This window comes from Leclercia adecarboxylata (genome assembly GCF_006874705.1).
Lineage (GTDB): Bacteria > Pseudomonadota > Gammaproteobacteria > Enterobacterales > Enterobacteriaceae > Enterobacter > Enterobacter adecarboxylatus_C.
Genome location: NZ_CP035382.1, coordinates 3586152 through 3607891 on the forward strand (window position 1 = coordinate 3586152; position 21740 = coordinate 3607891).

Annotated in this window: 23 protein-coding genes and 1 tRNA gene; 15 read left to right on the top strand and 9 right to left on the bottom strand. The window is 54.8% G+C overall.

Going from position 1 to position 21740, the window contains the following annotated elements; genetic code table 11:
- Window positions 1-23: 23 nt before the first annotated feature.
- On the top strand, window positions 24-929 hold the full coding sequence (locus ES815_RS17995; protein WP_142489028.1) for a LysR family transcriptional regulator: 906 nt from the start codon (window positions 24-26) through the stop codon (window positions 927-929).
- Window positions 930-1607: 678 nt separating this feature from the next.
- Here ES815_RS17995 and ES815_RS18000 read toward each other — a convergent pair.
- Window positions 1608-1695: transfer RNA gene (locus tag ES815_RS18000), tRNA-Ser, on the bottom strand.
- 228 nt (window positions 1696-1923) lie between these two features.
- Here ES815_RS18000 and ghrA point away from each other — a divergent pair.
- From ghrA to ES815_RS18020, 4 genes are all read left to right on the top strand, one after another.
- Window positions 1924-2862 (top strand): glyoxylate/hydroxypyruvate reductase GhrA, encoded by a 939-nt coding sequence (ghrA, locus tag ES815_RS18005; RefSeq protein ID WP_142489029.1) that lies wholly within the window; start codon window positions 1924-1926, stop codon window positions 2860-2862.
- A gap of 83 nt (window positions 2863-2945) precedes the next feature.
- Window positions 2946-3683 carry a phosphatase gene (locus ES815_RS18010; RefSeq protein WP_142489030.1) on the top strand — a complete coding sequence of 246 codons (738 nt, stop codon included), beginning with the start codon at window positions 2946-2948 and terminating at the stop codon, window positions 3681-3683.
- A gap of 20 nt (window positions 3684-3703) precedes the next feature.
- Window positions 3704-4258: a molecular chaperone gene (locus ES815_RS18015; RefSeq protein WP_142489031.1), complete on the top strand. Its 555-nt coding sequence runs from the start codon at window positions 3704-3706 to the stop codon at window positions 4256-4258.
- 96 nt (window positions 4259-4354) lie between these two features.
- Entirely contained in the window at window positions 4355-4837 is a 483-nt protein-coding gene (locus tag ES815_RS18020) for a DUF1097 domain-containing protein (protein WP_142489032.1), read from the top strand.
- 42 nt (window positions 4838-4879) lie between these two features.
- Here ES815_RS18020 and csgG read toward each other — a convergent pair whose 3' ends face one another.
- From csgG to csgD, 4 genes are read right to left on the bottom strand one after another with little or no spacing between them, the layout of a single operon-like run.
- On the bottom strand, window positions 4880-5713 hold the full coding sequence (gene csgG / locus ES815_RS18025; protein ID WP_032617498.1) for a curli production assembly/transport protein CsgG: 834 nt from the start codon (window positions 5711-5713) through the stop codon (window positions 4880-4882).
- A gap of 26 nt (window positions 5714-5739) precedes the next feature.
- Window positions 5740-6156 (bottom strand): curli production assembly/transport protein CsgF, encoded by a 417-nt coding sequence (gene csgF / locus ES815_RS18030; protein ID WP_142489033.1) that lies wholly within the window; start codon window positions 6154-6156, stop codon window positions 5740-5742.
- Between the two features lie 13 nt (window positions 6157-6169).
- Complete coding sequence (csgE, locus tag ES815_RS18035; protein ID WP_142489034.1) at window positions 6170-6559, bottom strand: curli production assembly/transport protein CsgE; 390 nt, start codon at window positions 6557-6559, stop codon at window positions 6170-6172.
- Window positions 6560-6563: 4 nt separating this feature from the next.
- Complete coding sequence (csgD, locus tag ES815_RS18040) at window positions 6564-7214, bottom strand: biofilm master transcriptional regulator CsgD (protein ID WP_142489035.1); 651 nt, start codon at window positions 7212-7214, stop codon at window positions 6564-6566.
- Between the two features lie 746 nt (window positions 7215-7960).
- Between csgD and csgB the strand changes: the two genes are divergently transcribed.
- From csgB to ES815_RS18070, 6 genes are all read left to right on the top strand, one after another.
- Complete coding sequence (csgB, locus tag ES815_RS18045) at window positions 7961-8410, top strand: curli minor subunit CsgB (RefSeq protein ID WP_142489036.1); 450 nt, start codon at window positions 7961-7963, stop codon at window positions 8408-8410.
- Between the two features lie 41 nt (window positions 8411-8451).
- Window positions 8452-8907 (top strand): curli major subunit CsgA, encoded by a 456-nt coding sequence (csgA, locus tag ES815_RS18050; RefSeq protein WP_142489037.1) that lies wholly within the window; start codon window positions 8452-8454, stop codon window positions 8905-8907.
- Between the two features lie 61 nt (window positions 8908-8968).
- A complete protein-coding gene (gene csgC, locus ES815_RS18055) occupies window positions 8969-9295 on the top strand; it encodes a curli assembly chaperone CsgC (RefSeq protein ID WP_142489038.1) in 327 nt (108 codons plus the stop codon).
- A gap of 68 nt (window positions 9296-9363) precedes the next feature.
- A complete protein-coding gene (locus tag ES815_RS18060; protein ID WP_231312671.1) occupies window positions 9364-9750 on the top strand; it encodes a type 1 fimbrial protein in 387 nt (128 codons plus the stop codon).
- Between the two features lie 84 nt (window positions 9751-9834).
- Complete coding sequence (ymdB, locus tag ES815_RS18065) at window positions 9835-10377, top strand: O-acetyl-ADP-ribose deacetylase (RefSeq protein ID WP_142489039.1); 543 nt, start codon at window positions 9835-9837, stop codon at window positions 10375-10377.
- Window positions 10313-11797, top strand: coding sequence for a phospholipase D family protein (locus tag ES815_RS18070; protein ID WP_185902421.1), 1485 nt, complete (start codon window positions 10313-10315; stop codon window positions 11795-11797). Before ymdB ends, ES815_RS18070 begins: the two co-directional genes overlap by 65 nt.
- Window positions 11798-11830: 33 nt before the next feature.
- On the opposite strand, the gene mdoC is transcribed toward ES815_RS18070, so the two are convergent.
- A complete protein-coding gene (gene mdoC, locus ES815_RS18075; protein WP_142489041.1) occupies window positions 11831-12991 on the bottom strand; it encodes a glucans biosynthesis protein MdoC in 1161 nt (386 codons plus the stop codon).
- A 273-nt stretch (window positions 12992-13264) separates the two neighbouring features.
- On the opposite strand from mdoC, the gene mdoG reads away from it, so the two are divergent.
- From mdoG to ES815_RS18090, 3 genes are all read left to right on the top strand, one after another.
- Window positions 13265-14800: a glucans biosynthesis protein MdoG gene (gene mdoG / locus ES815_RS18080; RefSeq protein WP_142489042.1), complete on the top strand. Its 1536-nt coding sequence runs from the start codon at window positions 13265-13267 to the stop codon at window positions 14798-14800.
- Window positions 14793-17321 carry a glucans biosynthesis glucosyltransferase MdoH gene (gene mdoH / locus ES815_RS18085; RefSeq protein WP_142489043.1) on the top strand — a complete coding sequence of 843 codons (2529 nt, stop codon included), beginning with the start codon at window positions 14793-14795 and terminating at the stop codon, window positions 17319-17321. The genes mdoG and mdoH overlap by 8 nt, the downstream gene beginning before the upstream one ends.
- A 99-nt stretch (window positions 17322-17420) precedes the next feature.
- Window positions 17421-17648, top strand: a complete 228-nt coding sequence (locus tag ES815_RS18090; protein WP_114387444.1) for a YceK/YidQ family lipoprotein — start codon at window positions 17421-17423, stop codon at window positions 17646-17648.
- Here the strand turns inward: ES815_RS18090 and ES815_RS18095 are convergent, their stop codons facing one another.
- The 3 genes from ES815_RS18095 to ES815_RS18105 form a co-directional block, all read right to left on the bottom strand.
- Window positions 17649-18023, bottom strand: a complete 375-nt coding sequence (locus ES815_RS18095) for a MysB family protein (protein WP_039032335.1) — start codon at window positions 18021-18023, stop codon at window positions 17649-17651. It abuts the gene before it with no gap.
- A gap of 98 nt (window positions 18024-18121) precedes the next feature.
- Window positions 18122-19372 carry a multidrug efflux MFS transporter MdtG gene (gene mdtG, locus ES815_RS18100; protein WP_142489044.1) on the bottom strand — a complete coding sequence of 417 codons (1251 nt, stop codon included), beginning with the start codon at window positions 19370-19372 and terminating at the stop codon, window positions 18122-18124.
- Window positions 19373-19520: 148 nt separating this feature from the next.
- Window positions 19521-20447, bottom strand: coding sequence for a Kdo(2)-lipid IV(A) acyltransferase (locus tag ES815_RS18105; RefSeq protein WP_142489045.1), 927 nt, complete (start codon window positions 20445-20447; stop codon window positions 19521-19523).
- 221 nt (window positions 20448-20668) lie between these two features.
- Between ES815_RS18105 and ES815_RS18110 the strand changes: the two genes are divergently transcribed.
- Window positions 20669-21718 (top strand): rhodanese-related sulfurtransferase, encoded by a 1050-nt coding sequence (locus ES815_RS18110; RefSeq protein WP_142489046.1) that lies wholly within the window; start codon window positions 20669-20671, stop codon window positions 21716-21718.
- The last annotated feature ends 22 nt before the right edge of the window (window positions 21719-21740 follow it).

Below are 21740 nucleotides of genomic sequence, written 5' to 3' on the forward strand. Positions count from 1 at the left end.
AGAAATGGAACGATGAGGACGTTATGCAGGATCTCAATGATTTCGTATGGTTTGTGAAAGTGGTGGATCATGGCGGCTTCGCGGCGGCAGGCAGGGCGCTCGATCAGCCAAAATCTAAACTTAGCCGCCGGATTGCCCAGCTGGAAGAGCGGCTCGGCGTGCGCTTGATCCAGCGCACCACCCGCCAGTTTGCGGTTACGGAGGTGGGGCATACCTTCTACCAGCACTGTAAGGCGATGCTGGTAGAAGCTGAGGCGGCAGAGGAGGCCGTTGCGGCGCTGCAGGCTGAACCCCGCGGCATGGTGAGCATCACCTGCCCGGTGACGCTTTTGCATGTCCACGTCGGCCCGATGCTGGCAAGGTTTATGGCGCGCTATCCCGGCATTAATTTACAGCTCGAGGCGACCAACCGGCGGGTGGATCTGGTGGCGGAAGGTATCGACGTGGCGATCCGCGTGCGCCCCCGTCCCTTTGATGACAGCGATCTGGTTCTGCGGGTGCTGGCTGACAGAGGGCACTGTCTGGTGGCCTCGCCGCAGCTGATTGACAGGCTGGGCACGCCAGTGGTGCCGTCTGAACTCAGCGCCTGGCCCGGCCTGAGTATGGGGGAGGGGAAACAGGTGCACAAATGGGCGCTGAGCGGGCCGGAAGGGGCCAGGGCGGAGATTCATTTTCAACCGCGCCTGATTACGACCGACATGCTGGCGCTGCGGGAAGCGGCGATGGCAGGGGTGGGCCTGGTCCAGCTGCCGATTTTGATGGTCAAGGATCAACTCGCGTCGGGGGAGCTGATAAAAGTGCTCGAGGCGTGGGAGCCACGGCGGGAGGTGATCCACGCGGTCTATCCTTCGCGGCGTGGGCTGTTACCGTCCGTCAGAACGCTGGTGGATTTTTTGACCGGGGAGTATGCGCGGATGGTGGAGGAGTGACGCCGGGTTTGGGTTTTGTAGGTCGGGTAAGCGTTAGCGCCACCCGACAAGCAGGCCGCACGGAGTTGCATTTGGTGAAAACGCCTGATGGCGCTGCGCTTATCAGGCCTACGGGGCGAGGCCGGGTCTGGATTTTGTAGGTCGGGTAAGCGTTAGCGCCACCCGACATGAAGACCGCACGGAGTTGCATTTGGTGAAAACGCCTGATGGTGCTGCGCTTATCAGGCCTACGGGGCGAGGCCGGGTCTGGATTTTGTAGGTCGGGTAAGCGTTAGCGCCACCCGACATTTCCAGACTGCACGGTGTTGCATATAGCACCGGGAGGGATTGACTCGCTTCGCTCGCCCTGCGGGCAGCCTGTTCGCTGCGCTCTCAGGCTGTCCAACTGGCTGTCGCCAGTTGTCGAACCCTCGGCCGGGGGTTCTCATCCCTCCCTCTCGGGAGAATATAAAAGAAAAAAGCCCGTACTTTCGTACGGGCTCTCATCTCGAATATGGCGGTGAGGGAGGGATTGACTCGCTGCGCTCGCCCTGCGGGCAGCCTGTTCGCTGCGCTCTCAGGCTGTCCAACTGGCTGTCGCCAGTTGTCGAACCCTCAGTCGAGGGGGCTCATCCCTCCCGGCGGCGTGCTACATGCGAAAAAAAAGCCCGCATTTTCATGCGAGCTCTTCTTTAAATATGGCGGTGAGGGAGGGATTCGAACCCTCGATACGTTGCCGTATACACACTTTCCAGGCGTGCTCCTTCAGCCACTCGGACACCTCACCATATTGTCATCCCGTTGTTGCTGGGACGGGCGCTAATGTAAGGAAAAGCCTTACTTACGTCAATCAACTTTTTCAGTAAATTAGCGCGTTGAGACAAACTTCAACCAACCTGATTTCTAATTGTGCTGAAAGTGCCTTTTTTATCAACAACGACCGCGGCAACAAATTTTGCTATGCTGCGATGCAGTTGAAAATGAACGTAAAACAGCGCAACAGAAGGCAATCGCAATGGACATCATTTTTTACCACCCAACATTTGATAACGCTTACTGGATTAAAACGCTTACGGCGGCGCTGCCGGGCGCGCGGGTTCGCGAGTGGAAACGCGGTGATAACGAACCGGCGGATTATGCGCTGGTGTGGCATCCCCCGGTAGAGATGCTGCAGGGGCGTAATCTGAAGGCGGTGTTTGCCCTCGGCGCCGGGGTGGATTCGATCCTCAGCAAACTGAAAGCGCACCCGGAAATGCTGGCGGAGACGATCCCCCTGTTTCGCCTTGAAGATACCGGCATGGGCCAGCAGATGCAGGAGTATGCCGTAAGCCAGGTGCTGCACTGGTTCCGCCGCTTTGATGACTATCAGGCGTTAAAACAGCAGGCCCGCTGGGAGCCGCTGGCGGATTATCAGCGCGAAGATTTTACCATCGGTATTCTTGGGGCCGGGGTGCTGGGTTCTAAGGTGGCCGAGGCGCTGGCGCCCTGGGGCTTCCCGCTGCGCTGCTGGAGCCGCACCCGTAAGGACTACCCTGGCGTGACCAGCTTTGCCGGTATGGATGAATTGCCGCAGTTTTTACAGGGCACGCGGGTGCTGATTAACCTCCTGCCAAATACGGCGGAGACGGTCGGGATCATCAATAGCGGTCTGCTGAATCAGCTGGCGGATAACAGCTATCTGATGAACCTGGCGCGCGGCGTTCACGTGGTGGAGGCCGATCTGCTGGCGGCGCTGGAGCGTGGCAAGCTGAAAGGGGCGATGCTGGATGTCTACAGTAAAGAGCCGTTGCCTGCCGACCATCCTTTATGGGCCCATCCGCGCGTGGCCATGACGCCACACGTGGCGGCGGTGACGCGTCCGGCCGAAGCCGTGGCCTATATCGCGCGCACCATCACCCAGCTGGAAAAAGGCGAGCCGGTCACCGGGCAGGTCGACAGGCAGCGCGGTTACTGAGTCAAACCCGGCCATCGCCGGGTTTTTGCTAATAAACGCCTGGGATAACTGCTATCCTTTGGGAAACACGAGAGGAGAGAACGATGTACCCCGTTGACCTGCATATGCATACCGTCGCCAGCACTCACGCCTACAGCAATCTTCATGACTACATCGCCCAGGCAAAGGTAAAGAACATCAAGCTCTTTGCGATCACCGATCATGGTCCGGATATGGCAGATGCCCCGCACTACTGGCACTTTGTGAATATGCGTATCTGGCCGCGGGTGGTGGATGGAGTGGGGATCCTGCGCGGAATTGAGGCCAACATCAAAAACACCCAGGGTGAGATTGACTGTACCGGTCCGATGCTGACCTCGCTGGATCTGATCCTCGCCGGTTTTCATGAGCCGGTATTTGCCCCGCAGGACAAAGCCACCAATACCGAGGCGATGATTGCCACTATTGCCAGCGGCAACGTGCATATCATCAGCCATCCGGGCAACCCGAAATACCCTATCGACATTCAGGCCGTCGCCCGTGCGGCGGCAGAGCATCGCGTAGCGCTGGAGATCAACAACTCCTCGTTTATTCACTCCCGCAAGGGCAGTGAAGCGAACTGCCGTGACGTCGCGGCGGCGGTGCGTGACGCCGGCGGATACGTGGCGCTGGGATCCGACTCCCATACCGCCTTTACGCTGGGTGATTTTAGCGAGTGCCGCAAGATCCTCGATGCGGTAGGCTTCCCTGAAGAGCGCATTCTGAACGTGACGCCACGTCGTTTACTCGACTTCCTGGCGTCGCGTGGTATGGCGCCGATCGCCGAATTTGCTGAATTTTAACTGTGTAATGGACTAAATAAATGAACGAGTTTTCCATCCTCTGCCGCGTACTGGGTTCCCTCTACTATCGTCAGCCGCAGGATCCGCTGCTGGTGCCGCTGTTTACCCTGATCCGCGAAGGCAAGCTGGCCCAGAGCTGGCCGCTTGAGCAGGATGAGCTGCTGCTGCGTCTGCAAAACAGCTGCGACATGCAGCAGATTGCAGCCGATTACAATGCGCTGTTTGTCGGGGAAGAGTGTCGCGTGTCGCCTTATCGCTCCGCCTGGGAAGAGGGGGCTACCGAAGCTGAAGTACGTGCGTTTCTCTCTTCACGCGGTATGCCGCTGACCGATACGCCAGCCGATCATATCGGCACGCTGCTGCTGGCGGCATCGTGGATTGAAGATCACGCGGCAGAAGACGAAAACGAGGCGCTGGAAACGCTCTTTGGGGAGTACATTTTACCCTGGTGTGGGGCGTTTCTCGGCAAGGTAGAGGCGCATGCTGCGTCGCCGTTCTGGCGCACTATGGCACCTCTCACCCGCGACGCCGTTGCCGCTATGTGGGACGAACTGCAGGAAGAGAATGAAGAGTGATCTGGATCACCTTATTAATGTAACAGCAAATCTCAATTTGCATATTATGTGTTCTTGATCTCATTTCATGGCCGCGTATCTGCTAAGATGCGCGCCATGAACATATTACTTTCTATTGCAATCACAACAGGGATCCTCTCCGGCATATGGGGATGGGTCGCCGTCTCCCTTGGCCTCCTGAGCTGGGCGGGTTTTCTGGGCTGCACGGCCTATTTCGCCTGTCCACAGGGTGGCGTGAAGGGGTTGTTTATCTCGGCGTGTACGCTGATCAGCGGTGTGGTGTGGGCAATGATTATTATCCACGGCAGCGCGCTGGCACCCCATCTGGAGATTGTCGGCTACGTCATGACCGGCGTGGTGGCGTTTTTGATGTGTATCCAGGCGAAACATCTGCTGCTGTCGTTTGTACCCGGCACCTTTATGGGCGCCTGCGCCACCTTTGCAGGGCAGGGGGACTGGCGGCTGGTGGTTCCTTCGCTGGCCTTAGGGCTGGTGTTTGGCTACGCGATGAAAAACAGCGGCCTGTGGCTGGCGGCGCGCAGGGACAGGACGCGAAACGTCACGGCGTTAAGCAAATAAAAAAGGCGAGACCCCGGTCTCGCCTTTTTAATGCGCTTTCTGTCAGGATTCTGGCGGCGATGACATCTCGCGGTATTTCACCAGAACATCGTTTTTCACTTCGTTCTTGTTTTGCAGGTCCCACAGGCCGCGATCGATACCGTCGTTAATCAGGAAGATTACCCCGGTTTCGATAGCCGACATCAGGCACAGCATCACCGGTTCGTTCGAGGTATAGCCGATTTCGCCTTCCAGCAGTCGCTGGTAGTCGATAAAGCGGAAGACCCCGGCCTGAACCTCGTAAGAGAGAATCGTTTTGCTGGTGGTGACGGAGGATAAGATCTCCCCGGTACTGACGTTGACCACACGCAGGTTCACCGCGATCTGGTCAAGCTGGTACTGGGTGTCACCGCCGATACCGAAGTAGCGCGCCCCCACGCCCCCCGATTTCACATTACTTTCGTAACCGATAATCGAGCCTTCAACCATGACGTTTGCCGCCGTGAGTGAGTGCAACGGAATACGGTTGTTCATCGCCACGGTGCCGTTATCCTGCGCTGCACGAATGATTTTGCGTTCGTTGAGCAGGTTTTGCAGCCCCTGGCGTTCCAGAGGAATAAACCAGCGAGAATCTTTTAACGCCGTGACCAGCATCGCGGTGGCGCTTTGCGGGACAGCAGTGGAGAAGTTACTTGCCGGATAAGGTTTAAATTGACCCGTTTCATCCTGAATATTGTAAACCGACACGTAGATTTTACCCGTTGGCAGTGGTAACTGGGTTAAATCACGATAGCTTTGGGCGCGAGGCATTAATGTCGGTTTTGCCGCCTGTTTCGGGGGAGCAGTTAAACAACCGCTCAATAAGCATACTGCAACAAGTATGAGAAAGCGCTGCATGATTATTGTCCTTATCTCGACATTGCTTAGAAGTCGGTAGAGTTATTTTGCAAGCCAGCAACCTGAATGGTGGACGTTCTCCCCGTTTTCCGGTCCGTGACATTTAACTGCATTTGTCCGTCCGCATTGGCGATATCGACAATAAAGTCGCTGGTCACCATACGGCCCGGTTTACCGGTGTTGATGTTGGTCAATAATCCGCCCAGAACCTGGGCCTGGATCGCCTGGGTAAAGTTATCCAGGGCGCTTGGGGTCTCAATACCGAAGTCATCGTCGGCGCTCGGATCCTTATAGGAGTTTTGCGCCTGGGCCGAGTTTAAAAGAAAAGAGCCGTTATTGGGGTTACCACCGAAGTTAGGGTTCCGGAACTGGAAGGTCATATTTCCGGCCCAGCTCAACGATGGAATGAGCATTAAAGCAATAGCTGCATGGACAACACGCATGAATGCCTCCGAATTAAAATTCGTCTTTCGCTAAATCGCCGGTACTGAGCAGAGCTTTATCGATCTGCAGACGATTTATTGCTTCTTCGGTTTGAGCCAGAGCGAAGACCACGTTTTGATCGAGGTCTTTTTTCGTTGGGAATAAAAATGTCTGGAATATAACGTCCTGATTGACCGTTATGGTGATCCAACTTCCCCATCGCGCACTGGGCCGTTCATTAATCGTTAAGTTCCCAGGATAGTCACTTTCCCATTTGTCGCTGAACTCGCGATAAAAAGCGTGTCCAACTGCCGAGACAGTGTGGTCGGTTAACAATCCTGGAACCTCAACTTCAACCGCATGCAGATTCCCGGCAGCAAGCCAAAAGCCTGCTGCGGCAATCCAACTCATTGTGCGTTTCATACTGTTAACGCCTGAGGTTATCGTTCGCCCATGAAACCGCCTGCGTCCGGTTTTTAACAGCTATCTTCTTGAAAAGATTATAAAGATGGGTCTTAACCGTATTTTCGCTGATAAATAACGAACGGGCGATTTCAATATTTGAAGCTCCGATGCGTAATTTATTCAGAATCTCTTTTTCGCGATGGGTCAGCAACGCAGACTCTGAACTGTTATAGCGATAATTTCCGGAATGCGTTATGAGGTAGCTGGCAAGTTTTTGCGAAAAGTAGCATTCACCACGCAGAACGCCCTGCAGGCCATCAACCACGCGCGTCTCGTCCTCGTTGACATAAAAGACACCATTGATATGCGGCCAGCTTTCAATATCCCTGAAAGGATACTCTTCAGGCGTATTCAACAATAGCACACGGATATTGTTGTTTTTTCTGCTTAAAATATCTTGCCAGTATTGGATAAGTTTTTTATCCGCTTCCATCATATCGAAAAGAATAATACTGCCAGGCGCAATGTCATCGAAAGAGCGTTGAATGCTATGCAATTTTCCGCTCAATGTAAGACTTTGCTTTAAATGCTGTAGTAAGGCTGTCGCCTGTAAAGAAGGCTTGGTCACTAACAATAATGTCTGACCATGAAAGCTTTGGACTTCATTAAACATGATGAAACCCCTTTTTTGAAACATCTGGCAGCTGCCCCCAATAATATTATTGGGGGCACCAGAAGCACTGACAGATGTTGCACTGCTGTGTGTAGAAGAAAGACCATATCCCTTGAAGTAAGGGAAAATAAAATAACAATGCCGAACTTCTGTTTTCAATCTAGCTATTACGATTTTTAAAGCAAGTGTTAAACGTGTAACAAGATGTAAAAATCAATATTAACTTGTAAAATTTGAGTTCATGAATTGATGAGACTTCATCAAAAAGTTGTACACAAACATATTGATGCACACATTTTAAAAATCATACAAATTATATTATCTTGTTGATTATTAAGAAATATATATTTAAGGCGCCGTTAAGGGTAAGGTATGAGCTTGGTCAAAACGCTAAGCCTATTTTTACAATGTGTAAACGTCTTAAGAAATCACGGAGTTTGTCACGCATTCATGGATATATCGTCAAACTCCCCTGCAAGGCAGGCGAAACGGCAAATCAGCATTTTCACCGCTATCCATTTCCGAAATCTGTATATGGGCTTTTTAAAAGGCCTGTTAAACCGCTGTATCACCGGGGTGTTTAATTTTTTTTAATACTTTGGGGTGACGATGGAAATAAAAATACAACTGGCGGGTGAGATATTAAAATTGTTTCGGCAGACATACTCTTCATCGTAACGCCGGGTTAACAAAATATTTCACCTTGTTAACGCAAGTTATTTTACCACCAGGTCCAGGGTGATAACATGAAGAACAAGTTGTTATTGATGTTTACATTACTGGGTGCACCTGGATTTGTTTTCGCTACCCCTGATTTGGCAGCTTCAGAATACAATTTTGCGGTTAATGAATTGAGTAAATCATCCTATAACCAGGCCGCTATTATTGGACAGCAGGGCGTTAATAATAACGCAACTGTTCTCCAGCAGGGCACGAAATTGTTATCTGTCGTTTCCCAGGAAGGCGGAAATAATCGGGCGAACATTGAACAATCAGGCAGTTATAACCTTGCCTACGTTGATCAAAAAGGGAACTCGAACAGTGCGAGTATTAATCAAGGTGCATATGGTAATACCGCAATGATTATTCAGAAAGGTTCTGGTAACAGAGCGAATATTACGCAGTACGGTACGCAAAAAACGGCAGTTGTAGTGCAGAGACAGTCACAAATGGCGATTCGCGTAATCCAACGCTAGCTATTGAGTGATGAATTAATCAATCCGATGGGGGCTTTACAATGAAACTTTTAAAAGTGGCAGTAATTGCAGCAATCGTGGTTTCTGGCAGTGCTATGGCTGGCTCCATTCCACAATGGGGCAATAATCATGGCGGCGGCAACAATGGTGGAAATAACGTTAGCCCAGAAACCCTGACTGTTTATCAGTACGGTGGTCGTAACAACGTAGACGCTTTGCAGAGCGACGCTCGTGGGTCTGAAATCACCGTAACTCAGAACGGTTTCGGTAACGATGCTGACCTGTCACAGGGCGCTGATAACAGCGAAATCGACCTGAACCAGCGTGGCCAGGGTAACGAAGCGACCATCAGCCAGTGGAGTGGTCGTGACCTCACCGCTAACGTTCGTCAGTCTGGTGGTCGTAACGAAGTGAGTCTGAATCAGACCTCTAACGGTGCTACCGCTAACATCACTCAGGTTGGCTTCGGCAACACCGTTACAGCTGGCCAGTACTAACGCTGACGTCCGTACGACGAAAAAACAGGGCTGAGGCCCTGTTTTTTTTTGGGAGAAGATCATGAATACACTTTTACTGCTTGCTGCGCTCACCAGCCAGATTACCTTTCAGACGGCCACTGAAGGCGAAATGTTGACCATTATTCCTCAGGTAACGGTGACCGAACCCTGTTTATGCCAGGTGCAGATCCTCACCTCGCGCAGCGGACCCGGTGGGCAGAGTACCTCGCGGCAGCAAAATACCGTCTCATTACCGGCTAATAAAACGGTCAATCTTTCCCGAATGACCGTTAACTCGGGACCCAACGACAAAGTGAATGTCATTGTTACGGTGTCGGATGGCAAATCACTGCACCTGTCGCAGCAGTGGCCGCCGTCAAAAGCATAATGGGTAAAATATTCATGAAATCAATGGATTGATTAATGTAGCGTAAATGTTTGTGTGTGGTTATTCTGATGTTGCTGGCATCGTCGATGCCAGTCGACAGCCCAGCCCGGGGCCTGTCTTATTATCATCAAGGACGATTTTCATTAAGGATCGCACCGATGATCTCGTCCCGTATCAAACTTTCCGCCGCGCTCGTGATGGCGGTGACGTTCACCCCGGCTTATGCCGCGACAGTCATCCATTTCACCGGACAGGTTGTCGAAGATCCCTGCGTGATCTCCCCGGCGTCGCACACCATTTCGGTGACCTGTCCGCAGAATACAAAAATGCATACCCAACAGGTGAGCTATTCAGATGCCTTATATGGGGCTGCTGTAACGGATCGCGCGACCATCAGTATGAAGTACATTAACCCTGAAAAATCGTTGGCTATTGTTCAGGTGGATTACCGCTAAGGCGGGGCGGTTTTCTGATTGCAGGGCTTACACACCCCATCCTCTGCGATACACTTAAGAAAAAAGCGTCAGCAGAGGTTGATTATGAACTCGCGTATTGAAGTTTTTCTCGGTGATATCACCACCCTGCATGTCGATGTGGTGGTCAATGCCGCCAATCCCTCGTTGATGGGCGGTGGCGGCGTGGATGGCGCCATTCACCGGGCGGCCGGGCCCGCACTGCTGGAGGCCTGCAAGGTGGTACGTCAGCAGCAGGGCGAATGCGCGCCGGGCCAGGCGGTCATTACTCTGGCAGGCGACCTGCCAGCCAAAGCGGTGATCCACACCGTTGGCCCCGTCTGGCATGGAGGCGATCGTCATGAAGCCCGGATCCTGGAAGAGGCTTATCGCAACAGCCTGAACCTGGCGGCAGCCAACGGCTATCGCACCCTCGCATTCCCGGCAATCAGCACCGGCGTGTACGGTTATCCGCGTGCCGCAGCGGCAGAAATCGCCGTTAATACGGTTTCGGATTATCTCACCCGCAAGCCTCTGCCGGAGCGGGTATACTTTGTCTGCTATGATGAAGAAAATGCCCGGCTATACAAGCGACTGCTTACCCAACGAGGTCAGGAAACCGACGCATAACACGCGACTTGGGCGCGCTATTGCGCCGGTTAGCTCTGCTCATCCTGGCCTTTGTGGTCTTCTCCCTCTTGATAACAGTCTTGACGCCTTCGCCTGCCGCTACCGGCTGGCGGAGATGGCGGAAAAGACCCTCGATGTGCAGTATTACATCTGGGAAGATGACATGTCCGGAAGACTGTTGTTTTCCGTGTTGCTCTCCGCCGCCATGCGCGGCGTGCGGGTGCGTCTGCTGCTGGATGACAACAATACGCAGGGGCTGGACGCTATCCTGCGCCTGCTGGACGCACATCCTAATTTCTCCGTTCGTCTGTTTAACCCTTTCTCATTTCGCACCCTGCGCGCCCTTGGTTACCTCACGGACTTCGCCCGACTCAACCGGCGAATGCATAACAAGAGTTTTACCGTGGACGGGGAGGTCACTATTGTTGGTGGCAGAAATATCGGGGATGCCTATTTTGGCGCGGGCGAGGAGCCTTTATTCTCCGATCTGGATGTGATGGCAACAGGTCCGGTAGTTCAGGACGTGGCCGATGATTTTGAACGCTACTGGAACTGCGCCTCGGTTTCCACGCTCCAGCAGGTGCTGGAGCTGTCGGAGACCGAGATCGAAGATAAAATTCACCCGCCTGAAGAGTGGTATCGGGACGATATCACCCGCCGCTATCTGGATAAACTCCAGTCCAGCGAGTTTATTACCCGCCTCGAGGCCGGTAATTTGCCGCTGATCTGGGCGAAAACCCGGTTGCTCAGTGACGATCCGCGTAAAGGGCAGGGCAGGGCAAAACGCCATTCGCTGCTGCCGCAGCGTTTGCTGGACGTCATGGGCTCGCCGGTGGAGCAAATTGCGATTATCTCCGCCTATTTTGTTCCGACCCGGGCGGGGGTAGCCCTGCTGCTGCAGATGGTACGTAAAGGGGTAAAAGTCGCCATTATGACCAATTCCCTGGCGGCTAACGATGTCGCCGTGGTGCATGCAGGCTATGCCCGCTGGCGCAAGAAGCTGTTGCGCCACGGCATTGAACTGTACGAACTTAAGCCGACCCAGGATGGCGTACCGGTGGTGCACGACCGCGGTATTACCGGGAACTCCGGTTCCAGCCTGCATGCCAAGACGTTCAGTATCGACGGTGAGAAAGTGTTTATTGGTTCGCTTAATTTTGATCCCCGGTCAACCATGCTTAATACCGAGATGGGCTTTGTCATTGAAAGCGAGGTGCTGGCGAGACTGATCCATACCCGTTTTGTCCGCAGTCAACGCCATGAGGCCTGGCAGATAAAGCTGGACAGTCTGGGACGACTGAACTGGATTGAGCGCAAGGATGGAGAGGAAATTGTGCACACAAAGGAACCCAAAACCCGTTTCTGGCAGCGGATGCTGGTGCGGCTGGCCTACTGGCTACCCGTAGAGTGGCTGCTGTAAAGCGGCGCCGGTTCAGTGACCGGCGCACAACATTTAGCTGGTGGCCTGCGGGGTGTTATTGGGTTTGCTGGCCGGTTTACCGGAAAATAAGAAGCGCAGCAGCGGAATACGCAGATGAATTTCATACAGCGCAATCGCAATACCGACCACGAACACCAGCCCGCAGATAAAGCCCAGCAGATTTGAGCTGATATGCGGCGTGATATAAGCGCCAAAGAACAGCGTCAACGGGTGATGCACCAGATAGATAAACAGCGAGGCGTTGACAAAATAGGTCACGCGCGCGGATTTAAAGTTCAGCAGGCGGTGCCCCAGGGCAAAGACCACATTTACCATCCACAGCCCCAGCAGCATGGTGATCACGCTTTCGGTTTCATACATCCACGCATCACCGCTGCCATAACGCTGATTCAGCAGATAGGCGACAAACGCCAGCGCCGCCCCGAGGGTGCAGCCGCGCGATGGGGTAGTGAACAGGGCTTTCAGTTTGGGATGCACAAATGCCAGCGCGCCAATCATAAAGAAAGGAAGATAGAAGAGCGTCTGCATCACCACAAAATTAAACAGACCGTCGCTGAGGATCGGCGAGTAAACCATTAACAGCGTGCGGCGCAGCGCAGCATAGGCAATGCCCAGCAGTAAAAACAGAATCGACAGTTTGCCCCAGCTGATGTTGGCAAAAAACGTCTCCGTCCGGGTACTGAGATGGCGGCGCATGCGGCTGAACAGCCACAGGCAGACCGTGGTCATCACCACCAGCACCAGCAGGAACCACAGGTGCGAGATCAGTTCCCAGGCGAGGGTGTTGTATTTTTCGTACAGCGACAGGTTGTGCCAGGTATCCGCTTTGCCTTTTACGTACTGCAGCATAATAAATTGCGGCAGCGTGAGCAGGGGAATAGCGGTGAGCATCGGGATGCCGACGCGCTCGACGCGCACTTTCCACCACCGTTTAAGCGGGTAGCGCAGAAAAAGCATGTAGGAAAAATAGCCCGAAATAACGAAAAAGACCTGCATCCGGAAGGAATGGATAAAATCGTTGAATAGCGTCAGCCACCACGAGGACTCGGCGCTATTGACGTGCCAGACGTGGCTCGAATAGATCAATGAGATGTGAAATGGGATCCCCAGCAGCATGAGCCAGGCCCGAATAGAATCAAGGAAATATTCGCGTTGTGCGGGTACGGTACTCATATGACGTTGCGCATTCTCAGACTTATCGCCTTATCCCTAAGACCAATAGTGGTTACATTCGGGGCCAACCCTACACGAAGTCCGACATACTGTCTCCAGGATAAGCACGCAAAGTGAAAACGGGTTACTTTCATTTGCTTAATCCATGAGCCAGCACGCTGAACAAAGCGGTGATTATGTTGTCGGAATGCCTGATTTTCCATTAAAATGGATCGGATCGATATAAGCACACAAAGGGGGAAGTGCTTACTTATTATGAAACATACACCACATATGATGAAAATGCGTTGGTTAGGGGCAGCCGTCTTGTTGTCTCTGTATACCTCATCGGCCCTGGCCTTTACCATCGACGACGTCGCAAAACAGGCAAAATCGATGGCGGGTAAAGGGTACGAAGCGCCAAAAAGTAACTTGCCCTCCGTTTTCCGCGACATGAAATATGCGGACTATCAGCAGATCCAGTTTAATCACGATAAAGCGTACTGGAATAAGATTAAGACCCCATTCAAGCTTGAGTTTTATCATCAGGGGATGTACTTCGACACGCCTGTTACTATTAATGAAGTGACAGCCAATGCGGTACGTAAGATCAAGTACAGCCCGGATTATTTTAATTTCGGCAATGTGCAACACGATAAAGACACCGTGAAAGATCTGGGCTTTGCGGGCTTTAAAGTGCTTTATCCTATCAACAGTAAAGATAAGAACGACGAAATTGTCAGCATGCTGGGGGCGAGCTATTTCCGCGTGATCGGCGGCGGCCAGGTGTACGGCCTCTCTGCGCGTGGTCTGGCGATCGATACCGCCCTGCCTTCCGGGGAAGAGTTCCCTCGTTTTCGCGAGTTCTGGATTGAGCGTCCAAAACCGACCGACAAACGCCTGACTATCTATGCCCTGCTGGATTCTCCGCGTGCGACCGGTGCCTATCGTTTCGTCATTATTCCGGGCCGAGACACCGTGGTTGACGTGCAGTCAAAAGTCTATCTGCGCGATAAAGTCGGCAAGCTGGGCGTTGCGCCATTAACCAGTATGTTCCTGTTCGGGCCTAACCAGCCGTCGTCCGCCACCAACTTCCGCCCGGAACTGCATGACTCTAACGGTCTGTCGATTCTTGCCGGGAACGGCGAGTGGATCTGGCGTCCGCTGAACAACCCGAAACATCTGGCGGTAAGCAGCTTCAGCATGGAAAACCCACAGGGGTTCGGCCTGCTGCAGCGCGGTCGTCAGTTCTCTCGCTTTGAAGATCTGGACGATCGTTACGATCTGCGCCCAAGCGCCTGGATCACCCCGAAAGGCGAGTGGGGCAAAGGTAAAGTTGAGCTGGTAGAGATCCCGACCAACGACGAAACCAACGACAACATCGTCGCGTACTGGACGCCGGATCAGCTTCCGGAAGCCGGGAAAGAGATGAACTTCAACTACTCCATCACCATGAGCCGCGATGAAGACAAACTGCATGCGCCAGAAAACGCGTATGTGCTGCAGACGCGCCGTTCAACCGGTGACGTGAAGCAGTCGAATCTTATCCGTCAGCCGGATGGCACTATCGCGTTCGTGGTGGACTTCACCGGTCAGGAGATGGCTAAACTGGCGCCGGAAACCCCGGTCACCGCGCAGGCAAGCATCGGTGATAACGGTGAAATCGTTGAAAACAACGTGCGTTATAACCCGGTCACTAAAGGCTGGCGTTTAACCCTGCGTGTGAAACTGAAAGACGCGAAACAACCGACTGAGATGCGTGCCTCTCTGGTGAACGCTGACCAGCCGCTGAGTGAAACCTGGAGCTATCAGCTACCTGCCAATGAATAAGACAACTGAGTATATCGATGCCATGCCGCTGACCGATATCGAGAAGGCGGCACTGCCGAAGGGTGACATCAGCGCGGTGCATACCGCGCTGGATGCCGATCATCATCCGTTTACCCGTGAAGATGATACCCCGCTGGGCTCGGTTAAAAGCCGCCTTGAGCAGGCCTGGCCCGACTCACTGGCCGAAGGCCAGCTGATTCGCGATGACGAAGGGCGTACCCAGCTTGAGGCGATGCCGAAAGCGACGCGCTCCTCAATGTTCCCGGATCCCTGGCGCACCAACCCGGTGGGCCGTTTCTGGGATCGCCTGCGTGGCCGCGACGTGACCCCGCGCTACCTCTCTCGCCTGACCAAAGAGCAGCAGGCCAGCGAGGAAAAATGGCGCACCGTCGGCAGTATTCGCCGCTACATCCTGCTGCTGCTGACCATCGCGCAGACCGTCGTCGCCACCTGGTATATGAAGACCATTCTGCCTTACCAGGGCTGGGCGCTGATCAATCCGGCCGATATGTTCGGCCAGGATCTGCTGGTCTCGTTTATGCAGCTGCTGCCGTATATTCTGCAGAGCGGCATCCTGCTGCTGTTCGCCATTCTCTTCTGCTGGGTATCGGCCGGTTTCTGGACCGCGCTGATGGGCTTCCTGCAGCTGTTGATCGGCCGGGACAAATACAGCATCTCTGCGTCGACGGTGGGGGATGAACCTATCAACCCTGAGCACCGCACGGCGCTGATCATGCCTATCTGTAACGAAGACGTCGATCGCGTCTTCGCCGGCCTGCGTGCTACCTGGGAGTCGGTGAAAGCTACCGGTAACGGCGAACACTTCGACGTTTACATCCTGAGTGACAGCTACAACCCCGACATTTGCGTGGCGGAACAGAAAGCCTGGATGGAGCTGATCGCCGAAGTGCAGGGCGAAGGGCAGATCTTCTACCGTCGTCGCCGTCGTCGCGTGAAGCGTAAAAGCGGCAACATCGATGACTTCTGCCGTCGCTGGGGCAACCAGTACAGCTACATGGTGGTGCTGGATGCGGACTCGGTGATGACCGGTGACTGCCTGACGGGTCTCGTGCGCCTGATGGAAGCCAACCCCAACGCCGGGATCATCCAGTCTTCGCCAAAAGCGTCGGGCATGGACACGCTGTATGCGCGCTGCCAGCAGTTTGCAACGCGCGTGTACGGGCCGCTCTTTACCGCCGGTCTGCACTTCTGGCAGCTGGGTGAATCCCACTACTGGGGGCATAACGCCATCATCCGCGTGAAGCCGTTCATCGAGCACTGTGCCCTGGCGCCGCTGCCGGGCGAAGGTTCCTTTGCGGGCTCGATCCTGTCGCATGACTTCGTGGAAGCCGCGCTGATGCGTCGTGCTGGTTGGGGGGTGTGGATTGCCTACGACCTCCCGGGCTCCTATGAAGAGCTGCCGCCGAACCTGCTGGATGAGCTGAAGCGTGACCGCCGCTGGTGTCACGGTAACCTGATGAACTTCCGCCTGTTCCTCGTCAAAGGGATGCACCCGGTACACCGTGCCGTGTTCCTGACCGGCGTGATGTCCTATCTCTCCGCGCCGCTGTGGTTTATGTTCCTGGCCCTGTCGACCGCGCTGCAGGTGGTGCACGCCCTGACCGAGCCGCAGTACTTCCTGCAACCGCGCCAGCTGTTCCCGGTGTGGCCGCAGTGGCGTCCTGAGCTGGCGATCGCGCTCTTTGCCTCGACGATGGTGCTGCTGTTCCTGCCGAAGCTGCTCAGTATCGTGCTGATCTGGTGTAAGGGCTCGAAAGAGTACGGCGGTTTCTTCCGCGTAACGCTCTCCCTGCTGCTGGAAGTGCTGTTCTCGGTACTGCTGGCACCGGTGCGTATGCTGTTCCACACCGTCTTCGTGGTCAGCGCGTTCCTCGGCTGGGAAGTGGTCTGGAACTCACCGCAGCGTGACGATGACTCCACCCCGTGGAGTGAAGCCTTTATGCGTCACGGCTCGCAGATGCTGCTTGGCCTGGTGTGGGCCGTAGGGATGGCGTGGCTGGATCTGCGCTTCCTGTTCTGGCTGGCACCGATTGTCTTCTCGCTGATCCTGTCGCCGTTCGTGTCGGTGATCTCCAGCCGGTCGACCGTGGGTCTGCGCACCAAACGCTGGAAGCTGTTCCTGATCCCGGAAGAGTATTCCCCGCCGCAGGTGCTGGTGGATACCGACAGGTATCTGGAGCTCAACCGCAGCCGTTCGCTGGAAGATGGTTTTATGCACGCCGTGTTTAACCCATCGTTCAACGCGCTGGCCACCGCCATGGCGACTGCCCGTCACCGTGCCAGCCATGTGCTGGAGATCGCCCGCGATCGTCACGTTGAGCAGGCGCTGAACGAGACCCCGGAGAAGCTGAACCGCGATCGTCGTCTGGTGTTGCTGAGCGACCCGGTCACCTTGTCGCGCCTGCATTATCGTGTCTGGTCCGCCCCGGAGAAATACTCTTCATGGGTGAACCATTATCAGACGTTGAAGATGAACCCGCAGGCGTTGAAGACCAAATAAGCCGTCAGTGTTGCATGACGTGTAGGCCGGGTAAGCGTAGCGCCACCCGGCAAATAAATACCGGCTCCAGGGCCGGTATTTTTATCTTTGAGGTATTAAATGCGATTTTTCATCGTCATTACGATGGCGTTATTACTGAGCGGCTGCGGGAGTATTATCAGCCGGACCATCCCGGGGCAGGGACACGGCAATCAATACTATCCGGGCGTGCAGTGGGACGTTCGCGACTCCGCGTGGCGTTACCTGACGGTGCTGGATCTGCCATTCTCGCTGGTTTTCGATACCCTGCTACTGCCCATCGACGCTCAGCATGGGCCCTATGAGTAACTAACGCTCATCCCACTCATCCGCTGCGGTTTGGCCCTCTTCGGTATCCAGCGGCGGCTCAAGCTGGAATTCACCCTCATCCCATTCATGCAGGGTGTTCTCTTCCAGCCACTCCTGACGGAGCTCAATTTCGTCATAATCGCCATCAAACACTGCCTGAGCCGCTTCACCGCTCAGCACCGGCAGACATTCGCCGTCTTCGCCGTCATCGGCAAAAAATTCGGCCTGCCACATAATGTCCCCATCCTGCATGACATATTTCTGGATATTGAGTTGCTCAATATTCGCGTCATCTTCCTCAATGCCGGGATTATCAGCGAGGAACTCCTCGCGCGCGGCATCAATCGCTTCCTCTAGAGTGGCAAACATAGTCATCGGCGTCTCCCTGTGATTTGACATGGTGTTCAGGGAAAGAATAGCTGATTCTCCATAATTGCAAGTATGAAAGCCGTAAAAGCATTCACGAAGTTGTCTTAATCTGGCGCAGATACCCTATCCGGCTCGTGGACAGACCGCGGCTGGCGAACGGCGCGCGACAGACTTACCCAGGAGTAAAAGACGTTAAACATCACCACGCAAGCGGTCACAATAAACACCGCGCGAAAACCGTAGCTGGCCGCGATACCGGCCCCGAGAAGCGGGCCGGTGACGTTGCCGATATCACGGAACGACTGGTTATAGCTGAAGATACGGCCGGCAATCTGATTGGTGGAGTTATAAACCAGTAGGGTCTGGACCGCAGGCAGCAGGGCACCATCGGCCGCCCCGAGCAAAAAGCGCAGTACGCCCAGCTGCCACGGCGATTGCACGAAGGACATCGGGATAAGCAGCAGGACGGAGATCGCCAGGGCGACAATCAGGATCCTTTCCGGGCCGATGCGATCCCCCAGTTTACCCAGCCGCGGGGCGCTGATCAGCGCGGCCACGCCGGGCACCGAGGCGATTAAGCCGCTGATAAAGGCGATATTGCTGACGTGGCCGGCGAGGTCGCGTACATACAGGGTCAGGATCGGCGCGATGGACCCGGTCGCTACCTGAATGATCATGGTGGTGACAAACAGGCTGATTACCAGTCGGGGGTTTTTCAGCGAGGCGAACACCTGGCGGGCATGCAGCATCTCTTTTTTGGGCACCGGAGTAAAATTTTCGCGAATGCAGAAAAAGGTCAGCAGGAAGCAGGCAAACAGGACGCCCGCGGTGATGAAAAAGACCGGGCGCAGACCGTAGCTGTCCGCCAGAAGCCCGCCGGCCAACGGGCCGAGCAGAGCGCCGCTCACCGCACCGGTGGAGAGGGTGCCTAACGCCCAGCCGCTTTTATGGCGAGGAATTTGCGTGGCGATAAGCGCGTTGGCATTGGGCACAAACCCGCCCAGCAGTCCCAGCACGGCGCGTAAGATCAGAAATTGCCAGATGTTTTGCGCCATCCCCATCAGCAGCATGATAATCGCCATCCCCAGCGCCGAGCGCAGCAGCATAATCTTACGCCCCTTGCGATCGGCCAGCCCACCCCAGAACGGAGACGCGATGGTGGAGAAGAGGAAGGTGATGCTGAAGACCAGCCCCGACCACATGTTGAGGGCGCTGTGGCCGCTGACGCCCAGCTGTTCGACATACAGCGGCAGGAAAGGCATGACCAGGCTAAAGGCGGCCCCGGTGAGAAAGCAGCCCAGCCAGGCCACCATGAGGTTCCGCTTCCAGTTAATTGGCGTTTCTGAGGGAGACATAGCTATCCGCATTATGATGCGCAGCGGCATCATCATTTAAAGAAGTAATAAGCCTGCTAATTATGCGCCTGGGTGATGGTTGCTGCAATGCGGGAAAGCATGATAAGTCAAAAGGGTGGTGCGGCCGGAGAGGCCGCAGGGCACAACGTTAATAGCGGGAAGGTACGCCTTCAGGGCGGGTTTTGAAGCGGCGATGCAGCCACATATACTGTTCCGGTGCCAGCAGGATGCACTTCTCAACCACCTCATTCATCCACGCGGCGGTGGTTTTCGCATCGTCCAGCGGTGGGGAACACTCTGGTTCCAGCATCATCAGCTCATAGCCCTTACCGTTGGATTTGCGGCGCGGTACGAAGGGCACAATTGCCGCCTGCGACAGACGGGCCAGCGTCCAGGTACCTGTGGTAGTGGCCGCTTCATCGACGGCAAAGAACGGAACGAAGACGCTGGCGCCCGGGCCGTAGTCATGGTCCGGCGCATACCAGATCACTTCGCCGGATTTCAGCGCCCGGATCATGCCCTTGAGATCTTTACGGTCGATCATGCTCTTGTTGGAGCGCATCCGGCCCCAGGTTTGCAGCCAGTCGATCACCGGATTGTCGTTCGGGCGATAGACGCCGATGCCGGGGGCCTGCATGCCGAACATCCTCGCGCCGATCTCCAGGGTCAGAAAATGGACGCCAATCAGCAGTACGCCGGTTTTCTGCGCCTGGAGCTGATGCACGGGCTCCATGCCGGTGCCGGTCACTTCGGTCCAGCGCGCCATGCGTTTATCGGACCAGAACCATGCCATCCCGGTCTCCATCAGCCCCATGCCGACGGATTCAAAGTTTTTGACCACCATGTCGTGACGCTCTTGCTCGCTCATCTCAGGAAAACAGAGTTCCAGATTGCGTCGGGCGATCCAGGCGCGGCGGGACATAAAGCGCATCGCCAGGCGACCCAGGCCGCAGCCGAGACGGTAGATCAGCGGGTAGGGCAGCTGCACCAGTAACCATAATAAACCGATGCCAGCCCAGGTCAGCCAGTAACGAGGATGTAATAGCGCAGTGGAAAATTTAGGTAATTGAGTCATGTCGTTCCTGTTTTTAATACGTCCTGTCGGCAGATTGTCGCATTATTCGTTTCATATCCAAAACGGATGACAACGGAATGTTCATAAAAACGTCAAATGTTATTGCCCGGGCATTAAGAGGTATGAAATGTAGCGCAAAATGAAGGGATGTAAATTCTCATTGTTTGCTATATGATGCCGCCCGATTTTCATTCTCACTACGATTGCAGGAACCGTACACCATGCCAGTGTTACACAACCTCATTTCGAACGAAGAGCTGAAAGCGCGCATGTTGGCTGAAACCGAGCCGCGCACGACGATCTCGTTCTATAAATATTTCACCGTCGTTAACCCACAGGCCACGCGTGACGCACTGTATAAGGCGTTAACTGCCCTGAACGTCTTTGGCCGCATCTATCTGGCGCACGAAGGTATCAATGCGCAGATCAGCGTGCCTGAAAGCAACGTCGAGGCCCTGCGTGACTTCCTGTACGCCTTTGACCCGGCGCTGGACGGCCTGCGCCTGAACGTTGCCCTCGACGATGACGGCAAATCTTTCTGGGTGCTGCGCCTGAAAGTGCGCGAACGCATTGTGGCCGACGGCATTGACGACCCGACGTTTGACGCCAGCGATGTGGGTGAGTACCTGAAAGCGGCCGACGTTAACGCCATGCTCGACGATCCCGACGCCGTGTTTATCGATATGCGTAACCACTACGAATATGAAGTGGGCCATTTTGAAAACGCGCTTGAAATCCCGGCAGACACCTTCCGCGAGCAGTTGCCGAAAGCGGTTGAGATGATGCAGGAGCATAAGGACAAGAAAATTGTCATGTACTGCACCGGGGGGATCCGCTGCGAAAAAGCCAGCGCATACATGAAGCATCAGGGCTTCAATAAAGTCTGGCATATCGAGGGCGGGATCATTGAGTATGCCCGTCGCGCGCGTGAACAGGGGCTGCCGGTGCGTTTTATCGGCAAGAACTTCGTCTTTGACGAGCGGATGGGGGAGCGTATCTCTGACGATGTGATCGCCCATTGCCATCAGTGCGGCACTGCCTGCGACACCCATACCAACTGCAAAAACGACGGCTGTCACCTGCTGTTTATTCAGTGTCCTGCCTGCGCCGGGAAATTCAACGGCTGCTGCAGCGAGCTGTGTAGCGAGGAGAGTATGTTGCCGGAAGAGGAGCAGCGCCGCCGCCGTGCGGGCCGCGAGAACGGCAATAAGATCTTTAATAAATCGCGTGGGCGTCTGAACACCCGCCTGGGTATTCCTGACCCGGAATAACCCTGTAACCTTGCCCGGTCGC